16 protein-coding genes, 1 pseudogene and 1 other annotated feature are annotated in these 17,865 nt (G+C 41.2%); of the genes and pseudogenes, 1 reads left to right on the top strand and 16 read right to left on the bottom strand.

Annotated features, from left to right (window positions below; translation table 11 throughout):
* Positions 1 to 93 precede the first annotated feature (93 nt).
* The 8 genes from leuD to ilvE all read right to left on the bottom strand — a co-directional run bounded on the left by leuD (position 94) and on the right by ilvE (position 9,402).
* The gene (leuD, locus tag ACSBQP_RS00085) at positions 94 to 693 is read right to left on the bottom strand and encodes a 3-isopropylmalate dehydratase small subunit (protein ID WP_008342843.1); all 600 of its coding nucleotides are present in this window, start codon (positions 691 to 693) and stop codon (positions 94 to 96) included.
* A 15-nt stretch (positions 694 to 708) separates the two neighbouring features.
* On the bottom strand, positions 709 to 2,124 hold the full coding sequence (leuC, locus tag ACSBQP_RS00080) for a 3-isopropylmalate dehydratase large subunit (protein WP_007501575.1): 1,416 nt from the start codon (positions 2,122 to 2,124) through the stop codon (positions 709 to 711).
* Between the two features lie 42 nt (positions 2,125 to 2,166).
* Positions 2,167 to 3,264 (bottom strand): 3-isopropylmalate dehydrogenase, encoded by a 1,098-nt coding sequence (gene leuB, locus ACSBQP_RS00075; protein ID WP_435028078.1) that lies wholly within the window; start codon positions 3,262 to 3,264, stop codon positions 2,167 to 2,169.
* A gap of 18 nt (positions 3,265 to 3,282) precedes the next feature.
* Entirely contained in the window at positions 3,283 to 4,836 is a 1,554-nt protein-coding gene (locus tag ACSBQP_RS00070; RefSeq protein WP_008342850.1) for a 2-isopropylmalate synthase, read from the bottom strand.
* Positions 4,823 to 5,851: a ketol-acid reductoisomerase gene (ilvC, locus tag ACSBQP_RS00065; RefSeq protein ID WP_007501581.1), complete on the bottom strand. Its 1,029-nt coding sequence runs from the start codon at positions 5,849 to 5,851 to the stop codon at positions 4,823 to 4,825. The genes ACSBQP_RS00070 and ilvC overlap by 14 nt, the downstream gene beginning before the upstream one ends.
* A gap of 18 nt (positions 5,852 to 5,869) precedes the next feature.
* Positions 5,870 to 6,388, bottom strand: coding sequence for an acetolactate synthase small subunit (ilvN, locus tag ACSBQP_RS00060; protein WP_007501584.1), 519 nt, complete (start codon positions 6,386 to 6,388; stop codon positions 5,870 to 5,872).
* Complete coding sequence (gene ilvB, locus ACSBQP_RS00055; RefSeq protein WP_008342854.1) at positions 6,385 to 8,109, bottom strand: acetolactate synthase large subunit; 1,725 nt, start codon at positions 8,107 to 8,109, stop codon at positions 6,385 to 6,387. Before ilvB ends, ilvN begins: the two co-directional genes overlap by 4 nt.
* A 122-nt stretch (positions 8,110 to 8,231) precedes the next feature.
* Positions 8,232 to 8,479: a binding site (T-box leader), on the bottom strand.
* Between the two features lie 8 nt (positions 8,480 to 8,487).
* Positions 8,488 to 9,402 carry a branched-chain-amino-acid transaminase gene (gene ilvE / locus ACSBQP_RS00050; RefSeq protein ID WP_435028076.1) on the bottom strand — a complete coding sequence of 305 codons (915 nt, stop codon included), beginning with the start codon at positions 9,400 to 9,402 and terminating at the stop codon, positions 8,488 to 8,490.
* A 432-nt stretch (positions 9,403 to 9,834) separates the two neighbouring features.
* Here ilvE and ACSBQP_RS00045 point away from each other — a divergent pair, with 432 nt between their 5' ends.
* Complete coding sequence (locus tag ACSBQP_RS00045; protein ID WP_268448764.1) at positions 9,835 to 10,878, top strand: lactonase family protein; 1,044 nt, start codon at positions 9,835 to 9,837, stop codon at positions 10,876 to 10,878.
* 16 nt (positions 10,879 to 10,894) lie between these two features.
* Here the strand turns inward: ACSBQP_RS00045 and ACSBQP_RS00040 are convergent.
* From ACSBQP_RS00040 to ACSBQP_RS00005, 8 genes and pseudogenes are all read right to left on the bottom strand, one after another.
* Positions 10,895 to 11,088, bottom strand: a pseudogene (locus ACSBQP_RS00040) (hypothetical protein).
* Positions 11,066 to 11,485 carry a YkvA family protein gene (locus tag ACSBQP_RS00035; RefSeq protein ID WP_008342863.1) on the bottom strand — a complete coding sequence of 140 codons (420 nt, stop codon included), beginning with the start codon at positions 11,483 to 11,485 and terminating at the stop codon, positions 11,066 to 11,068. Before ACSBQP_RS00035 ends, ACSBQP_RS00040 begins: the two are co-directional and overlap by 23 nt.
* A gap of 95 nt (positions 11,486 to 11,580) precedes the next feature.
* Positions 11,581 to 12,747, bottom strand: coding sequence for a D-alanyl-lipoteichoic acid biosynthesis protein DltD (gene dltD, locus ACSBQP_RS00030; RefSeq protein WP_144739842.1), 1,167 nt, complete (start codon positions 12,745 to 12,747; stop codon positions 11,581 to 11,583).
* Complete coding sequence (dltC, locus tag ACSBQP_RS00025) at positions 12,747 to 12,983, bottom strand: D-alanine--poly(phosphoribitol) ligase subunit 2 (RefSeq protein ID WP_003216498.1); 237 nt, start codon at positions 12,981 to 12,983, stop codon at positions 12,747 to 12,749. Before dltC ends, dltD begins: the two co-directional genes overlap by 1 nt.
* Positions 12,984 to 13,004: 21 nt before the next feature.
* Complete coding sequence (gene dltB, locus ACSBQP_RS00020) at positions 13,005 to 14,189, bottom strand: D-alanyl-lipoteichoic acid biosynthesis protein DltB (RefSeq protein WP_035391213.1); 1,185 nt, start codon at positions 14,187 to 14,189, stop codon at positions 13,005 to 13,007.
* Positions 14,186 to 15,691, bottom strand: coding sequence for a D-alanine--poly(phosphoribitol) ligase subunit DltA (gene dltA / locus ACSBQP_RS00015; protein ID WP_435028075.1), 1,506 nt, complete (start codon positions 15,689 to 15,691; stop codon positions 14,186 to 14,188). The genes dltB and dltA overlap by 4 nt, the downstream gene beginning before the upstream one ends.
* Positions 15,692 to 15,705: 14 nt before the next feature.
* Entirely contained in the window at positions 15,706 to 15,855 is a 150-nt protein-coding gene (locus tag ACSBQP_RS00010; RefSeq protein WP_024427820.1) for a teichoic acid D-Ala incorporation-associated protein DltX, read from the bottom strand.
* Between the two features lie 254 nt (positions 15,856 to 16,109).
* Positions 16,110 to 17,387, bottom strand: a complete 1,278-nt coding sequence (locus tag ACSBQP_RS00005) for a Kelch repeat-containing protein (protein ID WP_217816000.1) — start codon at positions 17,385 to 17,387, stop codon at positions 16,110 to 16,112.
* Positions 17,388 to 17,865: the final 478 nt, after the last annotated feature.

Raw genomic sequence — 17,865 nt, 5'->3', positions numbered from 1 at the left:
ATCAGTTTACCAACGAAGGTTAGTAAACACAAGTAACGAGAGGTTTTCATGCAAAAAAGAAGCCGTCACACCACGGGGACGGCTTCTCGTTGTTTATGCACGCAGCCAGCTGCTACGTTTCTCTTCAAATGCTTGAATCTCATCTTCTAGTAACAATGTTAATGAAATCTCATCATAGCCATTCAGGAGCATTTCTCTCCAGTGTGGATCTACATCGAAAGGAGTAACATTCCCTTCATGGTCTTGAATCTGTTGTTTTTCCAGATCAACTGTCATTTCATATCCTTTGTTTTCATATGATGCAGCAAACGTTTTCCACACATCATAATCAAGGCGGATTGGAAGCATCCCGTTTTTAAAACAGTTTTGATGAAAAATATCGGCGAAAGATGGGGCAATGACAATTTTGAAACCATAATCATCAAGTGCCCAAGGCGCATGTTCCCTTGATGATCCGCAGCCAAAGTTTTCGCCTGCGATCAAAATAGAGGCTCCTTCATAAATCGGCTGATTGAGTTCAAAATCTGGATTCGGACTGCCATCTGCTAAATATCGCCAGTCGAAGAAGGCAAATCGGCCATATCCTGTTCGTTCGATTCTTTTCAAAAACTGTTTCGGAATGATTTGATCTGTATCTACATTTATACGGTTAAGCACAGCGGCTTTTCCTTTATGAGTGACTAAAGGCTCCATCTATGACACAACTCCTTACACGACTGTTTTCTCTTGATTAAACTTCCTGACATCGACAAATCGGCCATGTATGGCAGCCATTGCAGCCATTGCCGGGCTGACAAGATGCGTTCTTGCACCCTTCCCTTGACGTCCCTCAAAGTTACGGTTTGATGTAGATGCACAGCGTTCACCTTCTGGGACCACATCGTTATTCATACTGAGGCACATACTACAGCCAGATTCTCTCCATTCAAATCCTGCTTCTAGGAAAATTTCATGAAGACCTTCTTCTTCTGCTTGCAGTTTGACACTTTGTGAGCCAGGAACCACAATCGCTCTGACATGATCAGCTACTTTTTGTCCTTCAATCATAGAAGCGGCTTGGCGTAAATCAGTCATTCTTGAGTTCGTACATGAGCCAATAAACACATGCTCAATCGTAATATCTTCAATACGCTGATGCGGGTGAACCCCCATGTATTCATAAGCACGTTTTGCTTCTTTTTGGTCATCTTCTTGTGCAAAATCTTCAGGTCCTGGAATTGCCGCATCCACAGGGAGCACCATTCCTGGGTTAATTCCCCACGTGACCATTGGTGAAATATGATTTCCATCTAAAACAATGGTTTTATCATAGGTCGCACCCGGATCTGTTCTTAGTTCTTTCCATTCTTTGATCGCTGCTTCAAAATCTTCACCCTGCGGTGCGTATTTGCGTCCGCGGCAATATTCAAAGGTCACTTCATCAGGTGCGATCAATCCTGCTCTTGCGCCTGCTTCAATTGACATATTACAAACGGTCATCCGCTCATCCATTGACATGTTTCTGAATACTTCCCCAGTGTATTCAATGACATAACCTGAACCGAACTTCACGCCATGTGCGCCAATGACTGCTAAAATGACATCTTTGGCTGTTACCCCTTTTTGAAGCGTTCCGTCTACTCTAATTTCTAGTGTCTTCGGACGCTGCTGCCAAAGTGTTTGTGTGGAAAGCACATGCTCAACCTCACTTGTGCCAATCCCAAAGGCAAGTGCACCAAATGCGCCATGAGTAGATGTATGACTATCTCCACACACGATTGTTTTCCCCGGAAGTGTTAAACCAAGCTCTGGTCCAACGACATGAACGATTCCTTGGTCTACACTGTGAAGGTCAGCTAGACGGACCCCGAATTCAGCACAGTTGCGCTCTAGAGCACTCACTTGCTTCTTCGCAATCTCATCTTTGATCACAAATCGATTCACAGTCGGAATGTTGTGATCCATCGTCGCAAATGTGTTTTGTGGTCTTCGCACCTTGCGCCCTTTTTGTCTTAATCCTTCAAATGCTTGAGGTGACGTCACCTCATGCACCAAGTGCAGATCAATATATAAAAGGTCTGGTTTTCCCTCGCCATTTTTGACAACATGCTGATCCCATATTTTTTCGATGATTGTTCGAGGCATAACCCTTTTTCCTCCCTCTACCTAATTCAACAAGATTTCTATTTATACAATTGTTTTCGTACGTTGTTTGAGTGCATCTACAACGGCTTTCGTGATATCATCAGTCGTTTCATACGTTCCCTCTTTTGATGCTAGGTCCTTTGTTCGTTTGCCAGAGGCAAGAACGGCTTCCACAGCTGCTTCAATTGCAGCCGCTTCTTCTTCTAAAGCAAAGGATGTTCTAAGCAAGCTGGCTGCTGACAATATAGTAGCCAGAGGGTTTGCGACATTTTGCCCCGCAATATCGGGTGCTGAACCATGAATCGGCTCATATAAATGAAGGCCGGTGCTTGATAAACTAGCAGATGGCAGCATGCCGAGTGAGCCAGTAATCATAGATGCTTCGTCACTTAAAATGTCACCAAACATATTCTCTGTCACGATGACATCAAATTGAGCGGGCTTATAAATCAGCTGCATCGCGGCATTATCGACGAGCATGTGCTCATATGCGACATCTGGATATTGGGGTGCAACTTCTACTACCGCATCCCGCCATAGTTTACTCGAAGCGAGAACATTTGCTTTATCCACAGACGTTACTTTTTTCCGTCTCGTTAATGCCATGTCGAACGCTTCTTTTAATACACGAACAATCTCTTCCTTTGTATAAAGAAGTGTATCAACCGCAGCTTCTTTTCCTTCATCATCCGTGTAGCGCTCACTTGGTTCGCCAAAGTAGAGGCCTCCAGTTAATTCACGAACGATGACGAAATCTACTCCGCTAATGTGATCTTGTTTTAACGGTGAAGCCTCACTCAAGCTATTAAATACTTTGACAGGGCGGATGTTCGCAAATAAGTCCAGCTGCTTGCGAATGGAGAGCAAGCCTTTTTCTGGGCGAAGTTCTGGCGGGTTTTGATCCCACTTTGGTCCGCCAACAGCTCCTAATAAAATCGCATCTGCGCTTTTGCACACTTCTACTGTTTCTTTAGGGAGCGGATTGTTTTTTTCATCTATCGCTATACCGCCAATGAGAGCTGTTTCAAATTCAAATTCGTGTTGAAATTGAGCCGCTGTCTCTTTCAGGACAGCGACGGCTGATGTGACGACTTCCGGTCCGATTCCATCGCCGGGCAAAAGTGCAATTTTCTTTTTCATGAGTCCCTTCCTCCTTTCTTATGAGATGGCGTGATGTTTCTCAATTTCTATTAGGTTTGATTTAAAGATTAAATGTCTATTCACTGCATTGACGTAAGCTTTAGCCGATGCTTCCAGCACATCTTGCGCTACACCGCGTCCTGCTGTTTCTTTTCCTTCTATTGAAACAGTGACATATACTTCCGCTAGTGCGTCTCTGCCTTTTCCATTGGATTGAATACGATAATCTAGCAAATGAATTCTTTCCTCCATACAGCGCTCAAGCGTGTTGTACACAGCTTCTACACTGCCTGCACCTGTAGCTGCTTCTTGAATGACTTCCTGCGTTTCTTGATTTTTAAGAGAGACTGTCGCTGTCGGCATTTGCTCTGTCCCATAATGAACTTGAAGACTTTCAAATTCATAGCCGATTTTACGGTCTGCTACTTTTTCTTCTAATATAATAGAGATTAAATCATCATCTGTGATTTCTTTCTTCTTCTCTGTTAAGTTCTTAAAAGTTTCGAAGAACTTATTGATTTCTTCTTCAGTCAATTTAAAGCCGAGTGTTTTTAAGCGGTCTTTAAACGCGTGTCTTCCGGAGTGTTTACCAAGGACAAGCACATCTGTTGTGACGCCTACAAGCTCTGGAGAGATAATTTCATAGGTTGTTTTTTCTTTGAGGAATCCATCTTGGTGAATACCTGATTCATGGGCAAATGCATTGTTTCCAACGACTGCTTTATTACGCGGTACAATCATACCTGAGTATTTGCTCACTACATCACTTGTGCGCTTAATTTCATTCAACTGAATGGTTGATTCGACTTGGTAAAAGTCTTTGCGAATATGAAGGGCAACTGCAATTTCTTCTAAAGCAGCATTTCCTGCGCGCTCTCCAATACCGTTGACAGCTGTTTCAATTTGATCTGCTCCATTTTCAATGGCAGCAAGTGAGTTCGCTACAGCCATTCCTAAATCATCATGACAGTGTGCTGACAAGATGACTTGATCGATATTTGGAACGTGTTCCTTCATATATTTAAAGATATTTCCGTACTCTTTTGGTGCTAGGTATCCAACAGTGTCAGGTAAGTTAATGACACTTGCGCCTGCGTCGATCACTTTTTCTACAATTTCTGCTAGGAAAGAAAGATCTGTCCGGCATGCATCTTCTGCTGACCACTGAACAACTGGGAAGCGCTCTTTTGCGTATTTCACCATTGAAACAGCTTGTTCAACCACTTCTTCACGTGTTTTCTTTAGTTTATGCTTGAGGTGAATGTCAGAAGTCGCAATAAAGACGTGTATTCTTGGTTGAGCTCCATCTTTTAATGCGTCCCATGCAGCATCAATGTCTCCTTTCACACATCGTGCAAGTCCTGCAACTGAACAGTTCTTAATCGTTCTTGCAATTTCTTGTACGCCTAAGAAATCCCCTCGGGATGAAGCGGGAAAACCCGCTTCAATGATATTAACCCCAAGGCGCTCAAGCTGCTTTGCAATGATTAGCTTTTCTTGTGCATTTAAGTTCACTCCTGGTGATTGCTCTCCATCTCGAAGTGTTGTGTCAAAAAAATTAATTTTTCGCACCGACGCTCACCGCTTCCTTTTTCTTTCCTTGTTTAACGAAAGGCATCATTTCACGAAGCTTTCTTCCGACGATTTCAATTTGGTGCTCATTTTCATTTGCATTGATCGCATTGAAACGTGGACGATTCACTTGGTTTTCAACAATCCATTCTTTCGCGAATGTTCCGTTTTGGATGTCAGTCAAGACTGCTTTCATTGATTCTTTTACTTTTGCATCCACAACGCGTGGTCCTGATACGAAGTCACCCCACTGCGCTGTATCAGAGATTGAATATCTCATACCTTCTAATCCTTCTTCATACATAAGGTCAACGATCAATTTCAGTTCATGCAGACACTCGAAGTATGCAAGCTCTGGCTGATAACCAGCTTCTGTTAATGTTTCAAAACCTGCTTTTACTAATGAAGTAAGACCTCCACAAAGAACTGCCTGCTCACCGAATAGATCCGTTTCTGTTTCTTCTTTAAATGTTGTTTCAAGAACGCCCGCTCTTGCTCCGCCGATTGCTTTTGCATAAGCAAGTGCTTTGTCTTTCGCTTGACCTGATACATCTTGATAGATAGCAAATAGTGCAGGTACACCAGCGCCTTGCTCATATGTTCTTCTTACAAGATGTCCTGGACCTTTTGGAGCCACAAGATACACATCTACGTCACTTGGAGGAACAATTTGATGGAAGTGAACGTTGAATCCGTGTGCGAATACAAGTGAATTCCCTGCTTCTAATTGATCTTTGATTTCTTCATCATATACTTTCTTTTGCTGCTCATCTGGAAGTAATACCATGACGACATCTGCTTGTGCTGCTGCTTCTTTTACTGTGAATACTTGATGACCGTCTTCTTGTGCTTTTGTATAAGATCCGCCTTTTCTTACGCCGACAATGACATCTACGCCGCTCTCTTTTAAGTTCAATGCATGTGCATGACCTTGTGATCCGTAACCAATGATAGCTACCTTTTGACCGTTTAATACGTTTTCTTGAATATCACCGTTATAATATACTTTTACCATTTGACTCTCTCCTTTTGTTTAGACAATTGAAATTGTTTTATTTGTTTGCGGCTTTTGCTGATTATCTCTCGCAAAGGCCGTGGTGCCAGTTCTGGCGACTTCTTTAATGCCGTATGGCTTAAGTAATTCAATGAGTGCTTCAATTTTTGAAGACTCACCTGTCACCTGAATGACGACACTTTCTCTGCTCACATCTACAATAGAAGCCCTAAAAGGTTCAATGACCCCCGTGATCTCCATTCTAGATGCTGGTGCAGATACGACTTTTATCAAAGCCAGCTCTCGCTGAACGATTGATTGGTTTGTAATGTCTGTTACTTTCAGAACATCGATTTGTTTGTTCAGCTGTTTTGTCAGCTGTTCGATGTCTTTCTCCTGGTCTACATGGACGACGAACGTGATGCGTGATACATCTTGAATCTCAGAATGGCCGACCGTAATGCTTTCAATATTGTAGTGTCTTTTGGTAAAAAGGCCTGTGATTCTGTTCAGTACGCCTGATCGATTTAATACAGTCAACACAATAATTCTTTTCAAGGTTTCACCCCCACCATCTCATGAAGTCCTTTCCCCGGTGCTACCATCGGGAATACTTTTTCATCTCTCGCTACATTGACATCGATGAAAACAGGCTCTCTAGAGGTTAAGGCTTCTTCGAGTTTTTCTTGCGCCTCTTCGTCTGATGAGATTCTGATCCCTTTAATGCCATAAGCTTCAGATAATTTCACGAAGTCTGGCTGCTCTGAAAATTTAGAATGTGAGTAGCGTTCTTCGTAAAAAATTTCTTGCCATTGTCTTACCATTCCAAGACTGTGATTATTGAGAACAATCACTTTCACCGGAAGGTTCAGCTCACGGATAACAGCAAGTTCTTGCAGGGTCATTTGGAAACCTCCGTCTCCTAAAATCGCCACAACCGTTGCCTCTTGATCAGCTAGCTGCGCGCCAATCGCTGCCGGTAAACCAAATCCCATTGTGCCAAGCCCACCAGATGTCACCCATTTATCGGCATTTTCAAATGGATAGAACTGTGCAGCCCACATTTGGTGCTGCCCAACATCGGTTGCCACAATGGCTTCACCTTTTGTAAATTGATGAATGTATTCGATCAGCTTTTGAGGCTTAAAGCCTTCAGCTTCGTTTTCGACATACCAGAGTGGATATTCTTCCTTCCACTGATTTAGCTGGCTCTTCCACTCGTCTGATTCACCTTGTTTCCCGTCCTGTTTGATCAGTTCTTGAAGCACTAGCTTACTATCACCAACAACCGGGATATGAGTGTGAATGTTTTTACCAATTTCCGCTGGGTCGATGTCAATATGAGCCACCTTCGCATGCTTTGCAAAATGATTGAGGTTGCCGGTTACCCTGTCATCAAATCTAGCGCCGATTGAAATGAGTAAGTCACATTGATGAAGTGCCATGTTCGCTGCATATGTGCCGTGCATACCCGCCATTCCTAGGAAAAGAGGATGCTTTGCCGGGAATCCGCCAAGTCCAAGCAATGTATGAGCGACAGGGATTTGCTGCTGCTCTACATATTGCCTTAATTCTTCCGACGCTTTGCCATGAAGAACGCCAGCTCCTGCAAGAATAACTGGTTTCTTTGCTCTGCTTACAGCTTCTACTAACTTGCGAATTTGCAAATAATTCGGCTCAATTTTCGGCTGATAACCTGGCAAATCGATTGGCTGATCGTATTCAAATGTCCCTTCAATGCCAGCGACATCTTTTGGAATATCAATCAAGACTGGACCAGGTCTGCCGGTTGTTGCGATGTGAAATGCCTCTTTAATGACACCTGGTAACTCTTCTGGGCGTCTCACTTGATAGCTGTGTTTTGTGATTGGCATTGTGATACCAAGTACATCTGCTTCTTGGAAAGCATCTGATCCAATGACTGAGGTTGCCACCTGTCCAGTGAAGATAACCATAGGTAGTGAATCAATCATCGCATCTGCAATTCCTGTGACTAGGTTGGTTGCCCCCGGTCCTGATGTGGCAATAACAACGCCCGGTTTACCAGATACTCTTGCGTATCCCTCCGCTGCGTGAATCGCTCCTTGTTCATGTCTTGGCAGGACATGAAATAAACCAGAATCGTAAATTTTATCGTAGATCGGTAAAACGGCTCCGCCAGGATAACCAAAAATGACTTCTACTTTTTCTCTTTTGAGTGCTTCAATTAACATGAGTGCACCGTTCATCGTTTGTGGTGCATTTGATTTTTCCGTCTCCATTTGTACATTTGTCCCCATTTGATTTCCTCCTCTTTGTCTTGCTTCAGTCAAGTCCTTTCACCCTTTTCCATTCAAGATAGAGATATGAGACCATATAAAAAAGCCTTCTCACCCCACAATGACACTACTTTTCACTAGGTCAAAGGGGCGAAAAAGCTTTGTTTTTCGCGGTACCACCCTTGTTCACGGCAAATCATGCTGCCGTCTCATGGACATCTTTCATCCATTTTGGTAACGAGTGATGCAATGTCACTCGGTCTGCCCTACTATCATTTCAAGCAGACACTCAGAGGTGAGTTCACTTTAGAAAGTAACACCGGTTTCCAGCTAGCACCGGCTCTCTGTAGATACTGACTCTAAAGCTACTAGTCCTCTTCAACGTTTATCGATATCTATTTAACTTGCGTGAATGTTCTCATCGGTAAAGACTATTTTTTCTCCTTCTTCAACGACTCGCTTGCGGAATTGTTCAAGAAGTTTGTTTGTGTGGAACCCTGGTTTTCCTTCGCCAATGATACGACCGTCAACTTTTACAACAGCGATGACTTCGGCAGCGGTTCCTGTCAGGAAGACTTCTTCAGCTGTATACACATCATGTCTTGTGAAAGGTTCTTCTTTCACTTCGTAGCCTAAGTCTTCTGCGATTTCCATGATGGCATTTCTTGTGATGCCTTCAAGAGCGCCGATATAACCTGGCGGTGTATAGAGCTTACCTTTTTTATAAATAAACACATTGTCTGCAGAACCTTCTGCCACGTACCCTTGATCGTTCAGCATCAACGCTTCACTCACACCGGCCATATGGGCTTCGATTCGGACAAGAATGTTATTCAAATAGTTTAATGATTTCACTTTTGGACTTAGTACGTCAGGACGATTTCGCCTTGTCGGTACTGTCACAATATCAATACCTGTTTCATATAGGTGCTTTGGAAAGATGGCCAGCGGCTCTACAATGATCACTGTGTTGGCTCTCCCACAGTTGTTTGGATCTAAGCCAAGATCACCGGCTCCTCTTGAGACAACAAGGCGGATATAGGCATCTTTTAGGCCGTTCCTTTCAACTGTATGAATCATTTTTTCAGTGAGCTCCTCAAGTGAATATGGAATGTTCAGCATAATGGATCTAGCGGAATCATACAGGCGGTCTAAATGTTCTTTCATTCGAAAGATATTTCCGTTATATACACGTATTCCTTCGAACACACCGTCACCATATAAGAAGCCATGATCATAAACTGAAATTTTCGCATCCTCTTTTTTCACGAGTTCATCGTTTAAAAAGATCCACTGTTCCTTTTGGTCTTCCATCTTCAGTGAGCACCCTCTCTTTCAAACAAAAAGTAGTTGAATTTTCAGACACTTTATATTGAAGTGTCTCACGCTTACTCTGCGTGTCTGTTTGCTTTTGTTGAACCCATCTTACGCCGCTTTCCATACAGTGTCAACAGCATTTTTAAAATTATTAGACAATTTAGACTAATCAAAATAAAATGTATACGCTTACACCTTTGCTAGACAAGGAATGAAAAAACTTAAAATTTTTTGTATTTTTTCTTCAATTTATTTACTCTACATGAACGGTTTTCTTTTGAACAAGCTTTTGTAATATTTTTTCACACGGTTTTTGAAGAATATTGTGAGATTTCATTGCGTTTGTTTTTTCCTTCATCATGCCTTTCTAAAGCGTTTTCCTATGAATTTGTGATAGAATGAGAGCATCTAATAGAAGGAGGGCAATACATGGCTAACATCAGAGGTTATATCGGAACGTATACAAAAGGTGACAGCAAAGGAATCTATTCTTTTACTTTAAATACGGACAAGCAGCAGATTGAACAAGTAGAAGTGGCTGCAGAACTTGAAAATCCTACATATTTAACTGTCTCAGATTCTCAAAAGTTTGTGTATGCTGTTGTGAAAGAAGGAGCACAGGGCGGTCTTGCTGCGTATCAAATTGATGCCGACACCGGCGCACTTCGTTTCATCAACCAAGAGCTTGCCGATGGGGCTTCTCCTTGTCACGTCAGCGTGGACAGCCAAACGAAAACAGCGTTTACAGCAAACTATCATAAAGGAACAGCAGAGATGTACGAAATTGATGCTGAAAACGGCTCAGTGATCCGCACGCTGTCACAGGCGCAGCATGAAGGCACTGGACCAAACGAAGACCGTCAAGAAAAACCGCACACTCACTTTATGGGTTTGACACCTGATGAACAATTTGCAGTAGCTGTTGACCTTGGCACAGACGGAATTTATACGTATAAGAAAGAAAACGGCAAACTTGAGCTTGCCCATACATTTGAAACAAAACCAGGAAGCGGCCCTCGTCATATCACATTCCACCCAACGAAACCTGTGGCCTATGTCATGACAGAGCTCAGCTCAGAGGTCATTGTACTTCGTTACTTTGAAGATGGTCATTTCGAAGAAATCCAAACGATTGCAACCATTCCTAATGACTTCACAGAGAATAATCAAGGTAGCGCCATTCATGTGTCTTCTGACGGTCACTTTGTGTATGCAGGAAATCGTGGACATGACAGCATTGCCATTTTCAAAGCAGATGATGACGGCAAACTAAGCCTTGTCGACATTGCTTCATCTGAAGGAAATTGGCCTAGAGACTTTGTCCTTGATCCAACAGAAGAATTTCTCGTCGGCTCAAACCAAGAATCTAGCAACCTTGTGTTATACAAACGTGACAAAGAAACGGGACGACTCACTGTCTTACAATCAGACATCACCGTTCCGCATCCGGTTTGCGTGAAATTTTTAGGATAATGAAAAAAGCCTCCGGTTAGGAGGCATTAGATTGTTGACAAAGGGCTAAAATGAACTTTATTTTAGCCCTTTGTCTTTTTTTCAGCGTAGTTGAAAATCCTTGAAGTCTAGGAAGAACGAGCACCGGACTGACAAAGAATGCGAGGGTTTGTCAATACGCTGAAGCCTCCGTTTAAGAGGCTTTTCTTTAAGCAGAAGGCATACCGCCATCTTCAAGCTTTTGATCAATGAAAGACGTATCGCTTTTTTCACCGAACCATTTTCCCAGCCTGTCTTTTGCTTTTCCTTTGACATCGTCATCAATGTACATTGCGACTTGAAGCAGAGCAAATGTGATGGCGCCTAGATCATCTGTGTAGCCGATCCCCACCAATGTATCAGGGATCAGGTCAATCGGAAGGATAAAGTACCCTAGCGCCCCAATGATGAGGGTCTTCGCTTTAACCGGTACTTCGGGTTTTTGCAATGTATAATAAAGTAATAGCACAGCATAGACAAGAGAAACTCCAGCTTTTTGTGCCGTCTTTTTTAACTTTTCCCAAAAGGCATGATCATTAAAATGCTTCTTTGAACGCTTTAATAGTTCTTTTTTCTCAGAACGATTCATCGTATCGCCTCCATATTCAGCATAGCCCTTCCACCCTATTTATACAAGAAATCCACTCATTCGACAAACAAAAAGCAGCAGAAAGCTGCTGCAATCTACTGCTCTTTGTAAAACTTTTCGATCGCCTTATCGATGTATACCCATCCTTTATACGACACATGAATCGTATCCTTAAAGAAATATGGGTCATACTCATGCGAAGTCAAATCTGCGACTTCATACCCATTATCTCGAATTTGACGATTGATTTTTTGATAATAATCTGTACGTCCCTCTTTCGGAAAACCAGTGTAATCATACCATTTTCCGTTGACGGGAATCGTCACGAATAAAGGCTTCGCCCCTGCCTGTTTTAAAATATCCAGCATGATCTGGAAATCTTTATATTCAGGTGATTCTGCATAAGAATTGTCGCGACGAGAATCCTTCATCTTTTTCATGATCGGCTTCAGCTTGCGGTCAAACAGTCTCTGATCAATATAAAACGGGTTGTCCCCTGCTTTTTCAGATCCTAAGACGCTCGCTTCTTTTTCAAGCTCAGTCCATGTTTTCCCTTTCACTGAAGGAGACGGACGAAGCTTGCGCTCATGCCCAGACCCGATCGTATAATACATGTCTTTCTTTTGAAGCATGCCATAATACATTTTTGCAATAGGAGAAATCGCGCCATAAGCGAATTTGTTCCCAGAAAGCTCTGCTTTAAAAAGCTCTGTGATGACCATGTCGTTCTTTACTGCCTTAAACTTCATGATTCTTTTGATGAGCTTTTTTTTCACATCTGGATCAATTTCTTTATTATAAGCAAGATCAAGCGCCTGAAGCGCTGAATAGTTAGGAGCAAAGTGATTCTCGTCTGATCCCCCTTTGACAAACCACTGCGGGGACACGATAAACACAAGCTTTTTCCCTTTTAATTCATCCATATGCGCTGCAAAGTTCATGGCATGAATTAATGATTGCGATCCACCTTTTCCAACAAGATAAGGTGTAAACCCTTGAGGATTTTCATGAAAGAAATTCGAAGGGTGATATGGATCAAAACGTGATAGTTCAGAAGATCCATAGATCGGCAAATAAGTTGGATCTTTTAGCATTTCATCTTGTAAATAAAGCCCTTGGAACATCCCTGGATCTAATTCTGTGGCTGACTTTTGTAATTTGTCTTTTGGGATCAGATGTGAGAGCCATGCATTTGGTACAAGAAGAACACCAATGAATAGAACAGCCGCTAAAATAAGCGGCCCAAAAAAACGCTTTTTCATTACTTCATCTCTGCCAGCTGCTCAGCAATGTGATTCGGTGTATCCCACACATCACGATCAAACTCTGTAATCGGAACAGTAATTCCAAGTTGACTTTCAATTGCCATAAGTAGTTCTACTGTACCAAATGAATCTAGAAGACCTTCGTCAAAAATTGCAATCTCTGGATTTTCTTTCACAACGTCGTCCTGACAAACCTCTGCAATAATACCGTATACTTGATTTTTAAATTCCATAATTTTCTACTCCCTTAATCATTAATGATGAAATGGTTTTCCTGAAAAAATATAAAATCCGAAACAAATCACATGGAATGTAATAATGATCGACACAACCATTGTGACCTTATTATCCGGCCACCACTTGTGCTTTTTATTCCACTTCTCAAATAAATTGTAACCGGACATCACAACTGCATGGTATAGTCCGTAAATAATGTATTGAAGGGCGAGACCATGCCAAGCACCCATCAATAGAAAGAGGACAAAGTACCCAATATTTGATACAGCCATCCGGTTCTTGATCCACTTCTTCTTTGTCATAAAGAACACAAATCTCATAAACACATAATCTCTGAACCAAAAGGATAGCGACATGTGCCAGCGATTCCAGAAGTCTTTAATATTACGGCTGATAAACGGTTTATTAAAGTTTTCTGGTGATTTAATGCCCATGATATAACTCACACCTACAGCAAATGCTGTATATCCAGCAAAGTCAAAGAACAAATACATACTGTACGCATACATATACGTTAACTGTTGAACAAAGTGACTGCTGCTAATGTGATGAATATTCATGAGAATATACGTGTGAATGAGATAACCAATAATGAACTTATATAAGAACCCGATAAAAATTTTATGAATCCCTGCATATAGAAGGTCACTGTACGCTTCTTTTTCAGGCGGTGTATCCATATCCTTTTCAAACCGGCGGTAACGATCGATTGGACCTGATGAAATCGTCGGGAAAAAGACGATGAAATAAACCAAACGGTGAATCGGGATTTTCTTTTTAATCAAGCCGTCTCTTGTCTCGATAATTAACTGAACACCTTTAAATGTTAAGTACGAGATCCCCAAAAAGCTCAGCCAGTTCATTGGCGGCGGTTGATGCGGCTGATGAGTTAAAAAGAACGGTAAAATCTTTGATAGCACAAGCGGCAAAATCGATGCCACCACTGCCATATAGAAGACAGACGCACGGTTCGCCTTCAGCCGGTACGCAAGGTATAGGCGGATGATCAAGACTTGCCACACTGTAAACAGGAACAGCAGCAAAGCGCCATGTGCATCCTTTGAGAAAATAAGCGCAAGTGCCACAACCGTTGCAAACATGTTGTAGCCCTGCATTCTTTTGCCGCGAAGACCAAGAATCATCGTCGGCAAAAGAAGAATACCAATTAGAATGAAGAAAAAGAATGAACTAAACGGAATCATAGAAGAACCTCTTTCGCGATTCTTTTACGGTCAACCTTCCCGTTTGGCGTCATGTACAACTGCTCAAGATAGACAAACTTTCTTGGAATCATGTACGCAGGCAGTGAATCCGCCATTTCTTTCTTAATCGCACTTGTCAGCTGATATTCTTTTTCAAAGGAATGTTCAGTTGGGACAATGGCTGCAATTAAGTACTCCACATGCCCGTTTGGCTGGAATGGCACAATCACACAAGCATTGACATACGTTGTCTCGCTCACATGATATTCAATTTCTTCAAGCTCCATCCGGTATCCATGTAGCTTAATTTGATAGTCCAGACGACCGTGGCACGTAATCAAACCATCCTGCGCCACACCTGCATCACCTGTGCGGTAAGCAGGACGTCCTTCGTATTCAAAGAACACTTTATCCGTTAAGGCTTGTTCACCTAAGTAGCCTTTTGTGACGCTTGGCCCCACGATGACAATTTCCCCTTTTTCCCCATCAGGGAGTGTCTTGCCTTCTTCATCTAAAATGACGATATCTGTATCCGGTTTGGCATAACCCACTGGTAAAGAATCGTGCTGATCAAGAATCTCCTGCGTGACTTCAATCGATGTAATCGCAACAGTTGCTTCAGTTGGACCATACGTATTAAAGACCTGCGCCTTTGGAAAACGCTCAAGGAGTGCACTTGCTACAGCTACAGGAAGCGCCTCACCGCAGAACAAGAAAACTTTCAACTCTGGTAAAAGCTCCCCTGTAAAGGAAGGATCCATTAAGCACATTTGGACAAAGGAAGGTGTGGATGTCCATACTTCAACGTCAGATTGACCAAGCGCTGCAAACATATCCTTTGGCTTATTCACAAGATCTTTCACTAAACAGTAAAGCGTGCCGCCTGATTGAAGCGCTGGATAGAGATCCATCACTGATAAGTCAAAAGAAAACGGTGCTTGATTTAAGAACGTGCGCCCCTCGCCGATTGGGAAATCGCGGCACATCCACTCTGTAAAGCTTTCTAAATTATTGGCTGTTACCTGAACGCCTTTCGGTTTTCCTGTACTGCCAGACGTATAAATAATGTAGAAAACATCATCTTGTTGAACCCACTGCGTGGACGGCGGTGCTTCTTTTTCAAGTGCTAAAAGCGATGCCGCACTCTTCACTTCAATGTGTTCTTCTACACCTGGTACAGCCTGCTCATTTGCACAAATCAATAGACTGGCTTTTGAGCTTTCAATGATTGAGACGATGCGCTCGACAGGTATTGAGATGTCGACCGGAATATAAGGTCTGCCTGATTTCACAGTACCTAAGAAAGAAATCAGCATCTCTGGCTCCATATGACCGTAGACAATGACAGGTGCACTGTCAGTTGCGACTGTATCAATCGCACCAGCCATTTGGTCTGATAGACGCCAAAGCTCATCATATGTGATCGAAGCATGTTGAGAAACAAATGCTGGCTGTGTCGGTTTCGTTTGTTGGTATTCATGAATCGTGTGTAATAGTTTCATAGTTTAATCTCCAATTAAAAATCGTTGTAAATGAATGATCCCGTATTTGCTGTATGGAATCCGTAAATAAAGAACAATAATAGCAAAATAAGTAAGTAAAAGCTTGTATATCCTATCCATTTTACAGACTTATTTTCTGATAGCTTTTTGAATAGCATATTGATAACCTCTTTTCTTTTGACACTTATAAAGACGCATGGATCATCAAAAGAGTTTCATATCAAAACATAAAAATTTTAAGAATTGATGAAAAAAAGATGTCCAAAGTATGAACGTGTCTTCGGGCAAAGCTGTCTTATTGTAACAAAGATTTAATGTAATTGAAATGAAATGGAAGCTTAAATTTGCCTTAAAATTGGTGAAAACTGTCGAACAAACGCAAAAGCCACCTAGTTTGACTAGATGGCTTTGATGTTATTTACTTTTTATATTTATTCACTTCGAACATGAGAATGTTGTTGAATACCACATAGTCCTTTTTACTTTCAAAAGGACCTTTGTTGTTGTCATGCTCGTCAATTTCATAAAACCCTGGACCTTCGCCAGCATCACGTTTTTTGTACCAGGATAGAAAGGCGTTGACTTCTTTCATTGAAAGGTCATACTCTTTTTGCAAACCATTGACCATTGTGATGATGAGAAGAGCATCGCCGTCTTCATTAGCAACATCATCATCTTTATTACCTTGTTCAATGTCAGTCGATGAATCTTCGTTTAGTTCTTTTAAACTTTTAAGTGAAATTGCATAGGTTGGTTTAAAATCTTTACTCGCTCTGTTTGTTCTATTTGGATTATTAGTCCCTCCTATTACATAAAGTATGTTGTTAACTACTACAGTATTAGCTCCAATAAGTTTACTAGGTAATAATTGAGATACCGAACTAACTGTTTGTTTTTTAGGATCGAATACTTGCATTTTGTTTGTGATCGTACTATTAGAAGTTTCTCCCCCAATTAAAAGTAATTTATCTTGAAAGACAATTGAAGCTGAGTTTCTTACAGCATATTGCAATTTAGTTATTTCAGACCACGCTGATGTTTTAATATCGTATTCATAGACTTCTTTGTAGTAATTACTATAATAATATCCTCCAGCGATATAAATTTTCTCACCAATAACACCAGAAGTTACACTGTGCATAGCTTTTGGAAAATGGGTTTTTTCTTCCCATTTTTTTGTATCAGGATCATATTCATAAAAATTTTGCTTTTTATTTTCAGAGTAACTAACTACATATATCTTGTTGTTGATTACATTGGCAGAAGTCGTATTCTCCCAATTTTCTTTTTTAGGAAAATCAGTTGTTTCTTCCCACGTATCTTTTTCAGTATCATACACTTCCACTTTTTTAACAGTTCCAGATGTACTTCTTCCTGCAATAATATAAACCTTTTTATCAATTACTGCTACAGAAGCTCCAATTCTCGGTGTTGGCATATCAGACTTAACTTCCCAAGAATCTTTGTCTGGGTTATAAGCATATGTTTGCGCCTGAGGTCTCCCCGCCACATCTCCTCCGCCAAAAATATAAATTTTCCCATCTACAACAGCTGAACTAGAAAATACCCTTTCCTCTGGTAATTGAGCCTTCTCTACCCAACTGTCATTGATTGTTTCTGCTTTAACATCTTGTTTTGATGAAAAAAATCCTATTCCAATGATAATCGCAATCAATAAATAATAATACTTCTTCAAATCAAATCCATCCTTTCATATTTTATACTTAATAAATATCGGTATAATTTGAAGCATTTTCATTTCTTTTTATTATCAATTATGAAATAGGCGTTAAAATTTCTAGTAGTAATACAATAACCCATAATTTTTTTGGACTTTACTACGTTTGGCTGTTTACTCATTTATTAGATATGATCTTTTATTTTGTTTTTCACCTTATAGAATCCCTCTACTTAAATATTTGCAATGAGCAAGTTAGGCTCAAGTGAAAACTCAAATTTATTGTAAGGTTTCAAGCTTAATAGCTTTATGTAACCATTTAGGAAAATGCACTTTCTACCGCATTTTTTAGCTCATCAGTAAACAACAAGAAACCCATGTTTTTCTACAATCTTTTTTATTTTCACCATCATTATGATAGATGAGATTGAAGGAAAAACATGAAAAAGACCTCCCACACACCTAGCCTAGCTTTGCTAGGTGTGTGGCAATCTTC

This window comes from Bacillus sp. G402, assembly GCF_051172515.1.
Lineage (GTDB): Bacteria > Bacillota > Bacilli > Bacillales > Bacillaceae > Bacillus > Bacillus altitudinis.
This window is presented reverse-complemented; position numbering and strand designations above follow the sequence as displayed.